Source organism: Bordetella genomosp. 9 (genome assembly GCF_002261425.1).
In the GTDB taxonomy this organism is placed as follows: domain Bacteria; phylum Pseudomonadota; class Gammaproteobacteria; order Burkholderiales; family Burkholderiaceae_B; genus Bordetella_C.
This window is the reverse complement of the sequence record NZ_NEVJ01000003.1, coordinates 2,877,481-2,892,531: the sequence shown is the minus strand read 5'-3', so window position 1 is coordinate 2,892,531 and position 15,051 is coordinate 2,877,481. Positions and strand designations below refer to the sequence as shown.

General features: G+C 67.8%; 15 protein-coding genes and 2 riboswitches. Of the genes, 9 read left to right on the top strand and 6 right to left on the bottom strand.

Going from position 1 to position 15,051, the window contains the following annotated elements; translation table 11 throughout:
- Positions 1-41: 41 nt before the first annotated feature.
- A complete protein-coding gene (locus CAL26_RS24160; protein ID WP_094849202.1) occupies positions 42-1,235 on the bottom strand; it encodes a CaiB/BaiF CoA transferase family protein in 1,194 nt (397 codons plus the stop codon).
- A 164-nt stretch (positions 1,236-1,399) separates the two neighbouring features.
- Positions 1,400-2,095, bottom strand: a complete 696-nt coding sequence (locus CAL26_RS24155) for a glutathione S-transferase N-terminal domain-containing protein (protein WP_094849201.1) — start codon at positions 2,093-2,095, stop codon at positions 1,400-1,402.
- A gap of 134 nt (positions 2,096-2,229) precedes the next feature.
- Positions 2,230-2,319, top strand: a riboswitch (glycine riboswitch).
- 2 nt (positions 2,320-2,321) lie between these two features.
- Positions 2,322-2,415: riboswitch (glycine riboswitch) on the top strand.
- Between the two features lie 53 nt (positions 2,416-2,468).
- Here CAL26_RS24155 and CAL26_RS24150 point away from each other — a divergent pair.
- Positions 2,469-3,701, top strand: a complete 1,233-nt coding sequence (locus CAL26_RS24150) for a D-amino acid dehydrogenase (protein ID WP_094849200.1) — start codon at positions 2,469-2,471, stop codon at positions 3,699-3,701.
- Between the two features lie 83 nt (positions 3,702-3,784).
- On the opposite strand, the gene CAL26_RS24145 is transcribed toward CAL26_RS24150, so the two are convergent.
- Genes CAL26_RS24145 through CAL26_RS24135 form a run of 3 tightly spaced genes read right to left on the bottom strand, consistent with a single transcriptional unit; the run spans position 3,785 to position 7,611 of the window.
- Positions 3,785-4,681 carry a LysR family transcriptional regulator gene (locus CAL26_RS24145; protein ID WP_094849199.1) on the bottom strand — a complete coding sequence of 299 codons (897 nt, stop codon included), beginning with the start codon at positions 4,679-4,681 and terminating at the stop codon, positions 3,785-3,787.
- Between the two features lie 7 nt (positions 4,682-4,688).
- Entirely contained in the window at positions 4,689-6,239 is a 1,551-nt protein-coding gene (glpK, locus tag CAL26_RS24140) for a glycerol kinase GlpK (RefSeq protein ID WP_094849198.1), read from the bottom strand.
- Positions 6,229-7,611 (bottom strand): DHA2 family efflux MFS transporter permease subunit, encoded by a 1,383-nt coding sequence (locus CAL26_RS24135; protein WP_094850062.1) that lies wholly within the window; start codon positions 7,609-7,611, stop codon positions 6,229-6,231. Before CAL26_RS24135 ends, glpK begins: the two co-directional genes overlap by 11 nt.
- Positions 7,612-7,778: 167 nt before the next feature.
- Between CAL26_RS24135 and CAL26_RS24130 the strand changes: the two genes are divergently transcribed.
- The 4 genes from CAL26_RS24130 to CAL26_RS24115 all read left to right on the top strand — a co-directional run bounded on the left by CAL26_RS24130 (position 7,779) and on the right by CAL26_RS24115 (position 10,109).
- On the top strand, positions 7,779-7,967 hold the full coding sequence (locus tag CAL26_RS24130) for a DUF3460 family protein (RefSeq protein WP_086067093.1): 189 nt from the start codon (positions 7,779-7,781) through the stop codon (positions 7,965-7,967).
- A 17-nt stretch (positions 7,968-7,984) separates the two neighbouring features.
- Positions 7,985-8,875 (top strand): segregation and condensation protein A, encoded by an 891-nt coding sequence (locus CAL26_RS24125; RefSeq protein WP_094849197.1) that lies wholly within the window; start codon positions 7,985-7,987, stop codon positions 8,873-8,875.
- Positions 8,876-8,918: 43 nt separating this feature from the next.
- Complete coding sequence (panC, locus tag CAL26_RS24120; protein WP_094849196.1) at positions 8,919-9,761, top strand: pantoate--beta-alanine ligase; 843 nt, start codon at positions 8,919-8,921, stop codon at positions 9,759-9,761.
- Between the two features lie 150 nt (positions 9,762-9,911).
- Complete coding sequence (locus tag CAL26_RS24115; protein ID WP_232464632.1) at positions 9,912-10,109, top strand: response regulator transcription factor; 198 nt, start codon at positions 9,912-9,914, stop codon at positions 10,107-10,109.
- A gap of 22 nt (positions 10,110-10,131) precedes the next feature.
- Here CAL26_RS24115 and CAL26_RS24110 read toward each other — a convergent pair whose 3' ends face one another.
- The gene (locus tag CAL26_RS24110) at positions 10,132-10,932 is read right to left on the bottom strand and encodes a copper resistance protein NlpE N-terminal domain-containing protein (RefSeq protein WP_094849195.1); all 801 of its coding nucleotides are present in this window, start codon (positions 10,930-10,932) and stop codon (positions 10,132-10,134) included.
- A 291-nt stretch (positions 10,933-11,223) separates the two neighbouring features.
- Here CAL26_RS24110 and CAL26_RS24105 point away from each other — a divergent pair, with 291 nt between their 5' ends.
- From CAL26_RS24105 to CAL26_RS24090, 4 genes are all read left to right on the top strand, one after another.
- Positions 11,224-12,105, top strand: coding sequence for a prepilin peptidase (locus CAL26_RS24105; protein WP_094849194.1), 882 nt, complete (start codon positions 11,224-11,226; stop codon positions 12,103-12,105).
- A gap of 19 nt (positions 12,106-12,124) precedes the next feature.
- Positions 12,125-12,763: a dephospho-CoA kinase gene (gene coaE / locus CAL26_RS24100; RefSeq protein WP_094849193.1), complete on the top strand. Its 639-nt coding sequence runs from the start codon at positions 12,125-12,127 to the stop codon at positions 12,761-12,763.
- Positions 12,764-12,836: 73 nt separating this feature from the next.
- The gene (gene zapD / locus CAL26_RS24095; RefSeq protein ID WP_094849192.1) at positions 12,837-13,586 is read left to right on the top strand and encodes a cell division protein ZapD; all 750 of its coding nucleotides are present in this window, start codon (positions 12,837-12,839) and stop codon (positions 13,584-13,586) included.
- 120 nt (positions 13,587-13,706) lie between these two features.
- Complete coding sequence (locus CAL26_RS24090; RefSeq protein ID WP_094849191.1) at positions 13,707-15,044, top strand: MdtA/MuxA family multidrug efflux RND transporter periplasmic adaptor subunit; 1,338 nt, start codon at positions 13,707-13,709, stop codon at positions 15,042-15,044.
- Positions 15,045-15,051 lie beyond the last annotated feature (7 nt).

The following is a 15,051-nucleotide window of genomic DNA, read 5'->3' as shown; positions in this document are numbered from 1 at the left end:
GCCTTGATGAATGCGGGTGTTGGAAGCCGGCTCGCCTCCGCTCAGGCGATGACGCCGGCGGTGCGCAACGCGGCCAGGCGCTGGTCGTCCACGCCGATCTCGCGCAGCACCACGTCGGTGTCCTCGCCCAGCGTGGGCGCGCGCTCGCGGACTTCTCCGGGATTGCCAGAGAGCAGCGGGAACACCGCCGGCATCTCGACCGCGATACCGCTGGCGGACTCGACGGTGACGATGGCCTTGCGGGCGCGGTAATGCGGGTCTTCGGCGATATCGGCGATGCTGTAGATGCGTCCCGCCGGCACCCCCGCCTCGCGCATCGACGCCAGTACCTGATCAATGGTGCGGACCTGCGTCCACGCGCCGATGGCCTGGTCGATCTCGGCCACGCGCGCGACCCGCCCGTCGTTGCGGGCCAATGCCGGGTCGCGCGCCAGGTCCTCGCGGCCGATGCGCGACATCAATCGCGTATAGATGCCGTCGCCGTTGCCGGCGATCAGGACGTAGCCGTCCTGGCAGGGATAGGCGTTGGATGGCGCGATGCCGGGCAGCGCCGCGCCGGCGGGTTCGCGCACGGCACCGAATACCGAGTATTCGGGCAGCAGGCTTTCGGTCAGGTTGAAGATGCTTTCGTACAAGGCCGCGTCGATCACCTGTCCGGTGCCGCCGCGCGCGTCGCGTTCATACAAGGCCAGCAGCACGCCCAGCGCGCCGTGCAGGCCGGCGATGGTGTCGCCCAGCGACAGGCCGGCGCGCACGGGCGCGCGGCCCGGTTCGCCGCTCAGGTAGCGCAAGCCCGCCATGGCCTCGCCGATGGCGGCGAAGCCGGGTTCGCCCGCCTTGGGGCCGGTCTGGCCGTAGCCTGAAATGCGCAGCATGATCAGCCGGGGGTTCAGCGCATGCAGCGCTTCCCACGACAGGCCCCATTTCTCCATCGTGCCCGGGCGGAAATTCTCGATCAGCACGTCGGCTTCGGCGGCCAGCGTGCGCACCAGGTCCTGCCCCTGCGGCTGGCGCAGGTCGACGCAGACGGATTGCTTGTTGCGCGATTGTGCTTCCCACCAGACGGACGTGCCTTCATGCAGCATGCGCCATTTGCGCAGCGGGTCGCCGACGCCCGGCGGTTCGATCTTGATCACCTGCGCGCCGAAGTCGGCCAGGGTTTTCGCGGCGAAGGGGCCGGCGATCAGCTGGCCCAGTTCCAGCACGCGGATGCCCGCGAGTATTTGTCGTGTCATGTCTCCCCCTGCGGTTGGCTGCCAGGGACGGACAGTGTGCCGCAGGCCGGTCAGCGGGGGGGATGACGCATCCGGCTAAGGGGGTTTCCGGAAACGCGAAAGGCCGGCATGGGGGTCGCCAGGGCCGCGGCTAAAGCCAGCCCAGGGTCCCACCATCGGGAGGCTCAAGCCGCCGTGACCGCCAGCCCGCGCTGCACGCCCGGGCGCGCGAGTCCACGGTCCAGCCACGCCTGGACGTTCTGGAAGCGATCGAAACCGACCACCTCGCGGGCTTCATAGAACCCGACAAGGTTGCGGACCCAGCCTATCAACGAAATATCGGCGATGCTGTAGTCCGCCCCCATCACCCAGTCGCGGCCCGCGAGCCGCTGGTCCAGCACGCCCAGCAGACGCGCTGATTCGGTCGCATAGCGGTCGCGCGGCCGCTTGTCCTCATAGGCCTTGCCGGCGAACTTGTGGAAGAAGCCGAGCTGTCCGAACATGGGCCCGACGCCGCCCATCTGCCACATCAGCCACTGGATGGTTTCGTAGCGCGTGTGCGGATCGGTGGAAAGAAACTGCCCCGACTTGTCGGCAAGATAGATCAGGATGGCGCCCGATTCGAACAGGGCCAGCGGCCGCCCGCCGGGGCCGTCCGGATCGTAGATAGCCGGAATCTTGCCATTGGGATTGAGCGAGAGAAAGGCCGGATCGTGGTTGTCGTTCGCCATGATGTCGATGCGATGCGGCTCGTAGGGCAGCCCCGTTTCCTCCAGCATAATGCCGACCTTCACGCCGTTGGGCGTGGGCAGGGAAAAGAGCTGCAGCCGGTCCGGGTGCATTGCCGGCCAGCGTTTGAATATCGGATGATCGGGCATCACGGCGTTCCTCCAGGGTGTGTCGACGCACGTGCATGATATTCGCATCCGTGCAGGCCGCGTCGCGCATCGCGGCGACACCGGCAACGCCGATCTTGTGCGGCGGGCCGCATTGGTGCTAATGTCCGGACGTTCTCGATCGTGGCACGGAAGAGATCGGTCATCACGACGACGCCGACGGAGCAACCGCCCCGGAAACTCTCAGGCAAAAGGACCGTGCGACGGGGAACATCTGGAGAGAGGCGCTGATCGCGCCCACCGAAGGGGAGCCCCGCCATGAATTGCCAGGCGCGGGCGCAAACTCTCAGGTACATGGACAGATGGGGCATGGCGCCGGCCAACCGGCCGGCTATGTCGACCTCTACTGGACCATGTCATGCCACGCATCGCCATCATCGGCGCCGGAATTACCGGCGTCACGACCGCTTACGCCCTTGTCTGCCGCGGCCATGCCGTTACCGTGTTCGAGCGCGGCCGCTATGCCGCCATGGACACCTCCTTCGCCAACGGCGGCCAGCTGTCGGCCAGCAACGCGGAAGTCTGGAACAGCCGCGCCACCATCCTGAAGGGCTTGCGATGGATGTTCACGCGCGACGCGCCGCTGCTGCTCAATCCGCTGCCCAGCTGGCACAAATACACCTGGATCGCGGAATTCCTGCGGCAGATACCCAGGTACCGCGCCAATACGCTGGAAACGGTGCGGCTGGCGATCGCCGCGCGCGAGCATCTGTTCGAGATCGCCAGGCGCGAAGGCATAGATTTCGATCTGGAACGGCGCGGGATCCTGCACGTCTACGGCAGCAAAGAGGAGTTCGAGCGCGCGGCGGCGACGAACGCGCTGCTGCGGGAAGGCGGGCTGGAGCGCGATCCGGTCACGCCGGAAGAAATCCGGGCCATCGAGCCGGCGCTGCGGGGACGTTTCCATGGCGGCTTTTTCACGCCATCCGATTCCACCGGCGATATCCATAAGTTCACGCGGGGCCTGGCCGATGCCTGCGCGCGGCTGGGGGTGGCGTTCCGCTACGACACGGCCGTGAGCGCGCTCCGTCGCCTGGGCGCTGGCGACGCGGCTGGCATCGCCATGGACGTCCGCCAGGGCGAAGAGGCCGGCACGGAAACCTTCGACGCCGTCGTGGTGTGCGCCGGCGTCGCGAGCCGCCAGTTCGCCGCCATGGCCGGCGACCGAGTGAACATCTATCCGGTCAAGGGCTATTCCATCACCGTCTGCCTGGACGATGCGGAAAGCCAGGCGTCCGCGCCCTGGGTCAGCCTGCTCGACGATGCCGCCAAGATCGTCACCAGCCGGCTGGGGCGGGACCGCTTCCGTGTGGCCGGCACCGCGGAGTTGAACGGCTACAACCGGGATATCCGGGCGGATCGGATCGCGCCGTTGGTGAATTGGACACGCCGGCATTTTCCCGGGGCTTCGACGGCGCGGGTGATTCCGTGGGCGGGACTGCGGCCCATGCTGCCCAGCATGTTGCCCAGGGTCGGGCGCGGCCGATCGCCGGGCGTGTTCTACAACACGGGGCACGGCCACCTGGGATGGACCCTGAGCGCGGCAACGGCCGAGGCGGTCGCCGACGCGGTGACGCTGGCGCGCGGCTGACGATCGCGGCCGGGCGCGCGCCAGTCGCGCGTGCCTGGCGCGTCTGCTACGCGCGTCTGCGGCTTGCGTTGCGTGGGGCCGCGCTAGTCCGCCGCGCGCAGCTGCGACAGCAGCATGCGGGCGGCCTGCGTGAGCGTTTCCACGTCGCGCACGGCCAGCAGCAGCCAGCGCCGCGTCCAGTCGTCCGTCAGGGGAATCAGCTTCAACTGCATCGAGCGCGCATGCGGCTCGGCCGCGATGCGCGGCAGAACGCCGATGCCGCGCGTGGCGACCACCATGCGGCAGATCGCGTCGAAGCTGCGGACCTGGATGCGCAGCTTCATGGGCATGTCCAGCCGCGTGCATTCCTGCGCCAGCAGGCTGGCCAGCGACGTGCTGGGCGGCAGGCTGACGTAGTCGTACTCCAGCGTTTCGGCGAACGCGACGCTGGCGCGCGTGGCCAGCGGGTGGCTGTCGGGCACCACGAGCATGAGTTCGTCGCGCCGATAGGGGAAGGCCTGCAGGCCCGCTTCCGGCGTACGTTCGCCGAAGATGCCGATGTCCGCGCGGTTTTCGGCCACGGCGGCGACGATATCGCTGCTGTTCTGTTCTTCCAGGTCGATGCGGACGGCGGGATGTTCCGTCATGAACCGCGACAGGTCGTCAGGCAGGAACTGCGTGATCGACGACGTATTGGCCGCGATCCGCACCTGCCCGCGCACGCCCTGGGCGTAATCGGACAGCGTGCCCGCCATCTGGTCGACTTCCTGCAGGATGCGCGTCGCGTGCGCCAGGCACGCCTGGCCCGCATCCGTCAACTCCACGCCGGCCGCCTTGCGGAACAGCAGCGGCGATCCCAGCGCGGCTTCCAGATCCGAAATCCGCTTGCTGGCCGCGCCCACCGCCAACCGCGCCTGCCGCGCGCCCGCCGATATGCTGCCCAGCCGCGCGACCGAGACGAACAGCGCCAGCGTAACCAGATCGATACGGGCCAGGTTCATGGCGCCATCAGCCGCGGGTCCAATTTCGGGATAGCTCCACCGCCTGCCCCCAGCGCCGCAGGCGCGCTTCGCGCTGGTCGGCCGACCAGGTGGGTTCGAAGCGCCGTTCCGCCTGCCACTGGGCGGCGAAGGCGTCCATATCCTTCCAGAACCCGACCGCCAGCCCCGCCAGTCCCGCGGCGCCGCGCGCCGTCGATTCGGAGACGCGCGGCCGCACCACCGGCACGCCCAGCAGATCCGCCTGCATCTGCATCAGCAGGTCGTTGCGCGCCGCGCCGCCATCGACGCGCAGCTCGGAAAGCGCGATCCCGCTGTCCGCCGTCATCGCCGTCATCAGTTCGGCGCTTTGCAGGGCGATGGCTTCCAGCGTCGCGCGCGCCACGTGGGCGCGCGTCGTGCCGCGCGTCAGGCCCACCAGGGTGCCACGCGCATAGGGATCCCAATGCGGCGCGCCCAGCCCCGCGAATGCCGGTACCAGGAACACGTCGTCCGTATCGGCGACGCTGCCGGCCAGCGCTTCCACGTCTTCCGAGCGCTGGATGATGCCCAGCCCGTCGCGCAGCCACTGCACCGCCGCGCCGGCGACGAACACGCCGCCTTCCAGCATGAAGGTGGGCGTCCATGCCGGCCCGCCGCCGCTGAACACCTGCGCGTCGGCGGTGTCTTCTTCCGGGCGGGGCAGGCCCCAGCCCACCGTCGACAGCAACTGGTGGCGCGACACGACCGGCTTGTCGCCGACGTTCATCAGCATGAAGCAGCCCGTGCCGTAGGTATTCTTCGCCATGCCGGGCTTGAAGCAGGCCTGCCCGAAGGTCGCGGCCTGCTGATCGCCGGCGACGCCCGCGATCGGTATCGCGCCGCCGAACCATTGCGGCAGCGTCTCGGCCACTACCGCGCTGCTGGGCGCCACGCCGGGCAGCACCGAACGCGGAATATTCAGGCATTGCAGCAGCTCGTCGCTCCAATCCTGCTTGTGGATGTCGAACAGCAGCGTGCGCGACGCGTTGGTGCAATCGGTGCTGTGCACCTTGCCGCCCGTCAGCTGCCAGATCAACCACGTATCGACGGTGCCGAAGGCCACTTCGCCGCGTTCGGCGGCGGCGCGCGCGCCCGGCACGTTGTCCAGCAGCCAGGCCAGCTTGGTGCCGGCGAAATAGGCGTCCAGCACCAGCCCCGTGCGTTCCTGCAGGAAGTCGGCGCGGCCTTCCGCGCGCATGCGGTCGCAGGCGTCCGCCGTGCGGCGGTCCTGCCAGACGATGGCGTGGGCCAGCGGCCGGCCGGTCGCGCGGTCCCAGATCAGCGTGGTTTCGCGCTGGTTGGTAATGCCGATGGCCGCGATGTCGGCCGCGGTCGCCCCGGCGTTGTGCAGGGCTTCGCGGGCGACTTCCAGCTGGCTGCGCCAGATCTCGTTGGCGTCGTGCTCGACCCAGCCGGGGTGCGGGTAATACTGGCGGAATTCACGCTGGCCCACGCCGCGCGCGCGGCCTTCGCCATCGAAAACGATGGCGCGCGAACTGGTCGTGCCCTGGTCCAGGGCAAGAATGTATTCATTCTTCATCGCTGGTCTGCACCTTGCGTCCGTTCAGTTGATTGCCCGCCGCCGGATCCAGCCGCCGGAAGGAGAAGAAGGAAGCGGCGCACAGCAGCCCGATCACCAGGAAGCCGGCCACGATGTCGGTCACGGTGGCGCGCTCCGAACCGCGCAGCGCCATGCTGACGTTCAGCGTGACCGCGGCCACGCCCACCCCCAGGCTGACGCCCAGTTGCTGCGCCATGGCGGCGAAGCTGCTGGCGCGGCTCATCTTGTCGGGCCCGATGTCGGCATAGGTCAGCGTATTGACGCCGGTGAACTGCAGCGAGCGGAAAAAACCGCCGATCAGCAGCACCAGGATGATCACCCAGGACGGCGTGCTGGGCTGGAACAGCGCGCAGACGCAGATGAAGGCGCCGGTCAGCAGCGCGTTCACCGTCAGCACCTGGCGAAAGCCGAAACGGCGCACGATGGGCGTGGCCACGAATTTCATCAGCAGGGCGCCGGCCGCGCTGGCGAAGGTGATCATGCCGGCCGCGAAGGGCGACAGCCCGAAGCCCACCTGCAGCAGCATGGCCAGCAGAAAGGGCGTGGCCCCCACCGAAAAGCGGCAGAGATTGCCGGCCAGCGTCGAAATGGCGAAAGTGGGGATGCGCATCAGCGACAGGTCGATGATGGGATGGGCGACCCGGCGGGAATGGTGCACGTACCAGAACCCGCTGACCAGGCCGATGGCCACCACGCCCAGCGCCTCGATCGACGCATCGCGGCCGGCGGCCTCGAAGCCGCTGACCAGCGTGGCCATGCTGATACCGCTGAGCAGGAAGCCCAGCCAGTCCAGGCGCGGCACGCCTTCTTCGCGGACTTCCTGGATATAGCGCATGATCAGCGCGATGCCCAGTATCCCCATGGGCACGTTGATCAGGAAGATCCAGTGCCAGGAGGCATAGGTCACCAGGAAACCGCCCAGCGGCGGCCCGATGACCGGGCCCAGCAGGGCGGGAATGGACAGGAAGGACATGGCCTTCAGCAGGTCTTCCTTGGGCACGGTGCGCAGCAGGATGATCCGCCCCACGGGCACCATCATGGCGCCCGCCACCCCCTGCGCCACCCGCGACAGGACCAGCTGCGTGACCGTCTGCGATACGGCGCAGGCCACCGAGCTCAGGGTGAACAGGGCGATGGCGGCGATGAAGACGCGGCGGGCGCCGAAACGGTCGGCGGCCCAGCCGCTGACCGGGACGAAGACCGCGGCGGCCAGCAGATAGGACGTGATCGCGACGTTCAGCGCGACCGGCGTTGAATCCAGGGACGCCGCCATCGCCGGCAGGGCGGTGGCGACCACGGTCGCGTCCAGCATCTGCATGAACAGGGCGCAACCAACGATGAAGGGGATCATTTTTGCCGCCCGCAGGGCGGCGGGATCGGCGAGCGGAGGGACGGAGGCCAGCGTTTTCGTGGACATGTCGGGGGGAAGCGGCGGGGTGCCGGCCCATTGTAACGCCGTGCTTTCGGCCGCCCTTGCAGTAAACTGGCGGCTGACGCAACTCCCTGACGCACGGTTCCATGGCCAACAACTACGAGTCGGAAATCACCCGTTTCCTGAAGGACTACAAAAAGCAGCATCCCGACGTGGAAAAGCGGCAGCGCGAAGGCCGTGGCCTGCTGTGGGACAAGCCCCAGGATCCGGAACTGCTCGAAGGCTTCCGCGCCGCGCGTGTCCCGCAAAGGCCATACGTCTATCAAAACGACTGAGCGGCAGCCCCTCTCTCATGTCGCAGAACGCCTCGGTACCGGGCAAGGACCTGGCCGCGCTCGTGGAGCCGCCGGTGGATAGCACGCCCGACACGGTCGATAGCGTGGCGTTCGCGCGGCTGTACGGCGAACCGCTGTTCCAGCTGCCGCAGGACCTGTACATCCCGCCCGATGCGCTGGAAATCTTCCTGGAGGCCTTCGAAGGCCCCCTGGACCTCCTGCTCTACCTGATCCGCAAGCAGAACTTCAACGTGCTGGACATCCCCATGGCGGATGTCACCCGGCAGTACCTGTCATACGTCGAACAGATACGCCTGCACAACCTGGAGCTGGCCGCCGAATATCTGCTGATGGCGGCCATGCTGATCGAGATCAAGTCGCGCATGCTGCTGCCGGTCAAGAAAAGCGATACCGGCGAAGAAGTCGAAGACCCGCGCGCCGAACTCGTGCGGCGCCTGCTGGAATACGAACAGATGAAGCTGGCCGCGCAGAAACTGGACGCGCTGCCGCAACTGGGCCGCGACTTCCAGCGCGCGCAGGCCGTCGCCGACCTCAGCGTCGAACGCGCCATGCCCGACGTGTCGCCGGGAGACCTGCGCCAGGCCTGGGCCGACATCATGAAGCGCGCGCGGCTGAACGCGCACCACCACATCACGCGCGAGCAGCTGTCCGTGCGCGATCACATGACGCACATCCTGCGCCGCCTGAGCGACGTGCGGTTCATGGAGTTCGGCGAAATGTTCATGGAGCGCATCGACGAAGGCGCGCCCGCCGCCGTGGTCGTGGTGCATTTCATCGCCATGCTCGAACTGGCGCGCGAATCCTTGCTGGAAATCACACAAGCCGAGCCGTACGCGCCCATATACGTTCGCCTGGCCTACAACAGCGTGGCGGCCGAAGCGGCCTGATACCGGCGCGCCGCGCACGGCGCAGCCATTCCCGGAGACATTCTTGAAAGTCGTACACACCATCCAGGAACTGCGCGATCACCTGCGCGGGCAGAACCGGGTGTCCTTCGTTCCCACGATGGGCAATCTGCACGAAGGCCACCTGGCCCTGATGAAGCTGGCGCGCCAGCACGGTGATCCCGTCGTGGCCAGCATTTTCGTCAATCGCCTGCAGTTCGGGCCGGCGGAAGACTTCGATCGCTATCCCCGCACGCTGGCCGAGGACGTCGAAAAGCTGGAACGCGAGCGCGATGTCTATGTGCTGTTCGCGCCTGACGAGCGCGAAATGTATCCGGAGCCGCAGAGTTACCGGGTGCGGCCGCCGGACGACCTGGGCGATATCCTGGAAGGCGAATTCCGGCCCGGCTTCTTCACCGGCGTCTGCACGGTGGTCCTGAAGCTGTTTTCCTGCGTCCAGCCGCGCGTGGCCGTGTTCGGCAAGAAAGACTACCAGCAGTTGATGATCGTGCGCGCCATGTGCCGCCAATTCCAGCTGCCCGTGGACGTCCTGGCGCACGAGACCGTGCGCGCGGCCGACGGCCTGGCGCTGTCTTCGCGCAATCGCTACCTGACCGATGCCGAGCGCGCGGAAGCCCCGGCCCTGTACCAGCAGCTGCAGCACGTGCAACGGCAACTGGCCGCCGGCCAGCACGACGCCGCCGCCCTGGAAGCGGACGCCGTGGCCGCGCTGGCCGGGCGGGGTTGGCAGGTGGATTACATCTCCGTGCGCCGCCGCCGCGATCTCAAGGCGCCGGACGCGGCCGATATGGCGGCGGGCGAACCGCTGGTGGTGCTGGCCGCGGCCAAGCTGGGCGCGACCCGCCTGATCGACAACCTGGAGCTCTAGGACGCCATCTGTACTGGTCGGGTGACAAAATCGTCACCCTGTCAGAACTGACAGCTTTCGGCCCGCGGGCATCCATGCAAGACTACCTGCCTACCCACCATCAGGGAGGCCAGCATGAATCACCCGCGGGGGTGCGCAGGGAATCGAGCGGTGGCGCTGACGCCCCGGGAGCGCGATATCGCGACGTATCTCGTCACCGGCAAATCCAACAAATACATCGCCATCGAGCTGAATATTTCTTCGCGGACGGCGGAGGCCCACCGGGCCCGCATCTTCCGCAAAATGGGCGTGCGCAATGCCATGGAACTGGCGTGCCGCATGTGCCCCTACAGCGGATGCAATGACTAGCGCGGCTGGCGCCGCGCCGCGATCACAGGCACTTGGGCGGGGTCTGCTTGGCCAGTTCGTTGATCGGATCCAGGTCCGGCTGGCGCGTCAGGGTGTAGTTCAGGTTGGGCGTGACGCCGCCGATGGCGCGCAGGCGCAGCACGTTATTGGCGGCCACGACGAATTCGGCGCGGGTATTGTTGTCCGGCCCGATCAGGAACACGCGCGGCGGCTTTTCGTCGGTCACCTGCCAGCAGCCTTGTTCGGCGATGGGTTTTTCGCTTTTGGGCGAATTGTCCAGATAGGCGGAACGGCCGCGCCAGCGGCCGTTGGGCGCCAGCGTCAGCGTGATGCGCTGGGCCTGGCATTCCATGCCCGCCGCGAAGCAGGGCAGGGTGCCCATATAGGTCTGCGGTTGCGGCACCAGGTTGCGCTCGGCGGCGTTGGGGGTGGGTACGGGGGCCGGCGCGGGGGTTGCGTCGGCCGTCGCCGTGCCGGCGGGCGGCACCGGTTGGCCGTCTTCGCTGGTGTTGCCTTCCTGGATCGCGCGGGCGCGCTGCGCTTCCTGCTGTTGTTGCTGGCTGGGCGTGGGCGCCTTCAGGTCGATCTGCAATTGCGAAGGCGCGCGCACCACCGGGCGGTAATCCGCGCCGGTGCCCATGATCTGGGCATCGGTGACGGTGCTGGCGCGTGGCGGGTCGTAATAGCCCGCCTGCCGCTGTTCGGCACAGCCCGCCACGCCGGCTGATCCCGCGAGTATCGCCGCCAGGACCGCGGCGGACCGCAGGCGCCGGGATGGCAGGGAGTGGACCGGGCGTTCTTCGATGGCGGGAAGGGCGGGCATGAAAGCGTATCCAGAGTTGCAAAACATGCGCGCAATTCTCGCATGAATGCTCTGCCGCGGCGCGCCGTCTCCCGTGTTGAATACGGGATCGGGTTCGGCATTGAACAAATTACGACATGTCGGAATAATGCCGGGCGCCCGCTGTCCGCGAACGGGCGTAACGGTCGCCGAGCATGCTGCATGCCCGGCGCGCCGCGCCCTGACGTGACTGGCCCTGACGTGACTTGCCGCGACGCGCCGTGACGCGTCCGGCGCCGGGCCGCGGGACGGCCTTTTTTTGGATACCTTTACGTGTACATCGATCCCCACCTGGCCGTCGTGCTCGCCGCCGTGTTCGGACTGGCCGTCGGCAGCTGGCTGACGACGGTGGTGCACCGGCTGCCGCATATCCTGGAATACGACTGGGACGAGACGTCCCGGGAAACGTCCCGGGATATGTCATATGACGCGGCCCATGACATTGCCAGTGATACGTTCCACGCTGCCGCCGGCCACGGCGCCGCGCGCACGCGGCCCAGCCTGTTCCGTCCCGCCTGCCAATGTCCCGCCTGCGCCGCCCCCATACGCGGCTGGCGACGCATTCCGGTGCTGGGCTGGCTGGGCCTGCGCGGTCGCTGCGGCGATTGCGGCGCGCGTATCCCGTGGCGCTATCCCGCCATCGAACTGATGACGGCCGCGTTGTATGCGCTGTGCGTCTGGCACTACGGCGCCAGCCTGGCGGCCCTGTGCGCGCTGGTGCTCGCCGCGGCACTGATCGCGCTGGCGTGGATCGATGCGCGGACGGGGCTGCTGCCGGACGTCATCACCCTGCCGCTGGTGTGGGCCGGCCTGCTGGTCAATACGCAGTCGGTTTTCACGACCCCGGTCCAGGCCATCCTGGGCGCGGCGCTCGGCTACCTGTTCCTGCGCTGCCTGCACCACGTATTCCTGTGGACGACCGGCCGAGAAGGCATGGGTTATGGCGATTTCAAGCTGCTGGCCGCGCTGGGCGCCTGGCTGGGGGTGGCCGCGCTGCCCATGGTGCTGATCGTGTCGTCGCTGACCGGCGTCGTGGTGGGCCTGGGCCTGATCCTCGCGCGGCGCGTGGGACGCCACCAACCGCAGCCGTTTGGCCCCTACCTGGCCCTGGCTGGTATCGTTGGGCTTCTGATGGCGGGACCGCCCTGGGTCTAGGGCGGCATGGGGAGAAAACATGCGCGATGTGGGGACGCCCTTGAAGATCGGGCTTACCGGCGGCATCGGCTCGGGCAAGAGCCGGGTGGCCGATCTGCTGGCGTCCTGGGGCGCCACGGTCATCGATACCGATGAGATTTCGCGGTCCCTGACGGCGGCCGGCGGGGCGGCGATGGCGGAAATCGTGCGGGCTTTCGGGCCCGAAGCCGCGGCCGCCGACGGCGCCATGGACCGCGCCTGGATGCGGGCGCGCGTGTTCGAGGATCCGCAGGCCCGCGCCCGCCTGGAAGCCATCCTGCACCCCTTGATATCGCGCACCGCGCTGGATGCCGGCGCGCGCGCGGCGGGATGCTATGTGGTCTACGTGGTGCCGCTGCTCATCGAATCGGGGCGCTGGGCCGAGCGGGTCGACCGGGTCTGCGTGGTCGATTGCGACCCCGAAACCCAGATCCGCCGCGTGCGCTCGCGCAGCGGGCTGACGGCCGACACCATAGAGCGTATTATGGCGGCACAGGCCGCGCGGGAAACCCGTCTGGCCGCCGCGCACGACGTTATATTGAATGACGGCGCCACGTCCGCTGACACGCTGTGCGCGCGGACGAAAGCACTGCACGACCGATGGTGCGCCCTGGCGTCGGCCTCGGGCCACGCCGCGTAAGCGCGGCAGGCATCCATGACAACATCGGCGCGACTTCGGTTGCGGCCGGTTCTACGACGGGTCTGTATCGAGCGTGATTCTTTACGAATATCCCTTCAATGAGCGCATCCGGGCGTATCTGCGCCTGGAATACCTCTTCGACCGGCTGTTCTTCTTCGCACGCCCGGGTGATCCCAAGAATCACCAGATCGCCGTCGGCACCATTTTTGACATTCTCGACGCCATCGAGCGCACGGACGTCAAAAGTTCGGTGCTGCAGGACATCGAGCGGCAACGCCTGCAACTGGTCCCGCTGCGCGACCATCCCGACGTTTCGCAGGAAGCGCTGGAAACGATGTTGCGGGATATGGAAAAAACCAGCACCTCGCTGGTGTCCCAGGGCAAGACCGGGCAGCCGCTGCGGGAAAACGAGTGGCTGGTCAGCCTGCGCGGCCGGCTGGCCGTGCCGGGCGGTGGCACCCAGATCGAAATGCCTTCGTACTACGCCTGGCAGCAGAAGCCGGAAGCCGTGCGTTGCGCCGATCTGAAAGCCTGGATCGACCCTTTGCTGCCCTTGCATGAGGGCCTGCAGATCGGCCTGCGCCTGCTGCGCGAATCCGGCCGCCGGGTCGAAGCCGTGGCAGAGCAGGGCACATACCAGCAGATGCTGGCCGGCAAGGCGCACCAGCTGCTGCGCGTGTGGGTGGATGGCGAAAGCGGGATTTTCCCAGAGATCAGTGCCAATAAGTACATGATCTGGATCAGGTTTTCCACCCAGGACGGCGAGCTGAAGCCACAGCAGGTCGCGCGCAACATCGCTTTCGAGATGTCGCTCTGCGCCTGAGGCGCCGAGGCCCCGGGTGGCATACCTGTTGCGGCCGATTTCAAAACACCGGCCGTCGCTATAAAACCGGACTGGTCTGGTAGACAATAGCGGTCCCGGTAGCGTCCCCCTTTGGCCCTCATGTCCGATCGTCCTCGCATCAATCCGTCCTCCCGGCCGCGCCGACGCGCCATTGCCTGGGTGGTGGCGGTTCTTGTCCTGGCAGGCATCGCCTGGCTGGTGTTCCGCCCCAAGCCCGTCGCGGAAAACGGCCACACCCGGGTGGGGGCGGCCGGGCAGCGCGCGGGCGCCGCCGCTGGGGGTGGCGGCGGACGGCATCGGCCAGGAGCGGGCGGACCGGGCGCGCCCATGGCCGAGCCGGCGGTACCGGTGCGCGTCTATGCCGCCGCGACCAAGGACGTCGACATCCTGCTGCCGGCGCTGGGCACGGTGACGGCCTACAACACGGTCACTGTACGCAGCCGGGTCGATGGCGAACTGGTGCAGGTGAATTTCAAGGAAGGCCAGCGCGTCAAGGCGGGCGATGTGCTGGCGCAGATCGACCCGCGTCCCTTCAATGTGCAATTGCAGCAGGCCCTGGGCTCCCAGCAGCAGGATCAGGCGCAGCTGGAGAACGCCCGCCGCGACCTGGCGCGCTACCAGGCGCTGTACAAGCAGGATTCCATCGCCAGGCAGCAGGTCGATACCCAGGCCGCCCTGGTGCGCCAGTTCGAAGGCACGCTGAAGACCGACCAGGCGAATGTGGACAATGCCCGGCTGCAGCTGACCTTCGCCCGCATCACCGCGCCGATCGATGGGCGCCTGGGCCTGCGCCAGGTCGACCCCGGCAACCTGGTGTCGTCGAGCGACACCAACGGCCTGGTGGTGATCACGCAGACCCAGCCTATCGCGGTGATCTTCACGCTGCCGGAAACGCAGCTGCCCGACGTGCGCGAGCAGATGCAGGCCGGCAGGACGTTGCGCGTCGATGCCTGGGATCGCACCAACACCAAGCGCCTGGCGTCCGGCGTGCTGGAAACCCTGGACAACCAGATCGACGTGACCACGGGCACGGTCAAGCTGAAGGCGCGTTTCGAAAATGCCGACGACGCGCTCTTCCCCAACCAGTTCGTCAACATCCAGTTGCTGGTGCAGACCCTCAAGGGCCAGACGGTGATCCCCAACGGCGCGGTGCAGCGCGGTTCGCAGGGGCCGTTCGTGTTCGTCGCCCAGCCGGACAATACGGTGGCCGTGCGGCAGCTGAAGCTGGGGCCGGTCAGCGGCGACCTGGTGGTGGTCACGGATGGGCTCAAGCCCGGCGACCGGGTGGTGACCGAAGGCACCGACCGGCTGCGCGCCGGCGCCAAGGTGGAAGTCGTCAGCAATCCCGCGGAAGTCACGCCGCCCACGCCGGGCGCGTCGCTGGGGGCGGGACCGGCCACCACCACGCCCGGCACGGCCCCGCGGACCACGCCGTGAGTCCGCG

Excerpts from the sequence above, each read along its gene's own strand:
- CAL26_RS24090 (WP_094849191.1), top strand. The coding sequence starts at position 13,707 with ATGTCCGATCGTCCTCGCATCAATCCGTCCTCCCGGCCGCGCCGACGC.
- CAL26_RS24145 (WP_094849199.1), bottom strand. The coding sequence starts at position 4,681 with ATGAACCTGGCCCGTATCGATCTGGTTACGCTGGCGCTGTTCGTCTCG.
- glpK (WP_094849198.1), bottom strand. The coding sequence starts at position 6,239 with ATGAAGAATGAATACATTCTTGCCCTGGACCAGGGCACGACCAGTTCG.
- CAL26_RS24135 (WP_094850062.1), bottom strand. The coding sequence starts at position 7,611 with ATGATCCCCTTCATCGTTGGTTGCGCCCTGTTCATGCAGATGCTGGAC.
- CAL26_RS24125 (WP_094849197.1), top strand. The coding sequence starts at position 7,985 with ATGTCGCAGAACGCCTCGGTACCGGGCAAGGACCTGGCCGCGCTCGTG.
- CAL26_RS24150 (WP_094849200.1), top strand. The coding sequence starts at position 2,469 with ATGCCACGCATCGCCATCATCGGCGCCGGAATTACCGGCGTCACGACC.
- CAL26_RS24130 (WP_086067093.1), top strand. The coding sequence starts at position 7,779 with ATGGCCAACAACTACGAGTCGGAAATCACCCGTTTCCTGAAGGACTAC.
- coaE (WP_094849193.1), top strand. The coding sequence starts at position 12,125 with ATGCGCGATGTGGGGACGCCCTTGAAGATCGGGCTTACCGGCGGCATC.
- CAL26_RS24160 (WP_094849202.1), bottom strand. The coding sequence starts at position 1,235 with ATGACACGACAAATACTCGCGGGCATCCGCGTGCTGGAACTGGGCCAG.
- CAL26_RS24110 (WP_094849195.1), bottom strand. The coding sequence starts at position 10,932 with ATGCCCGCCCTTCCCGCCATCGAAGAACGCCCGGTCCACTCCCTGCCA.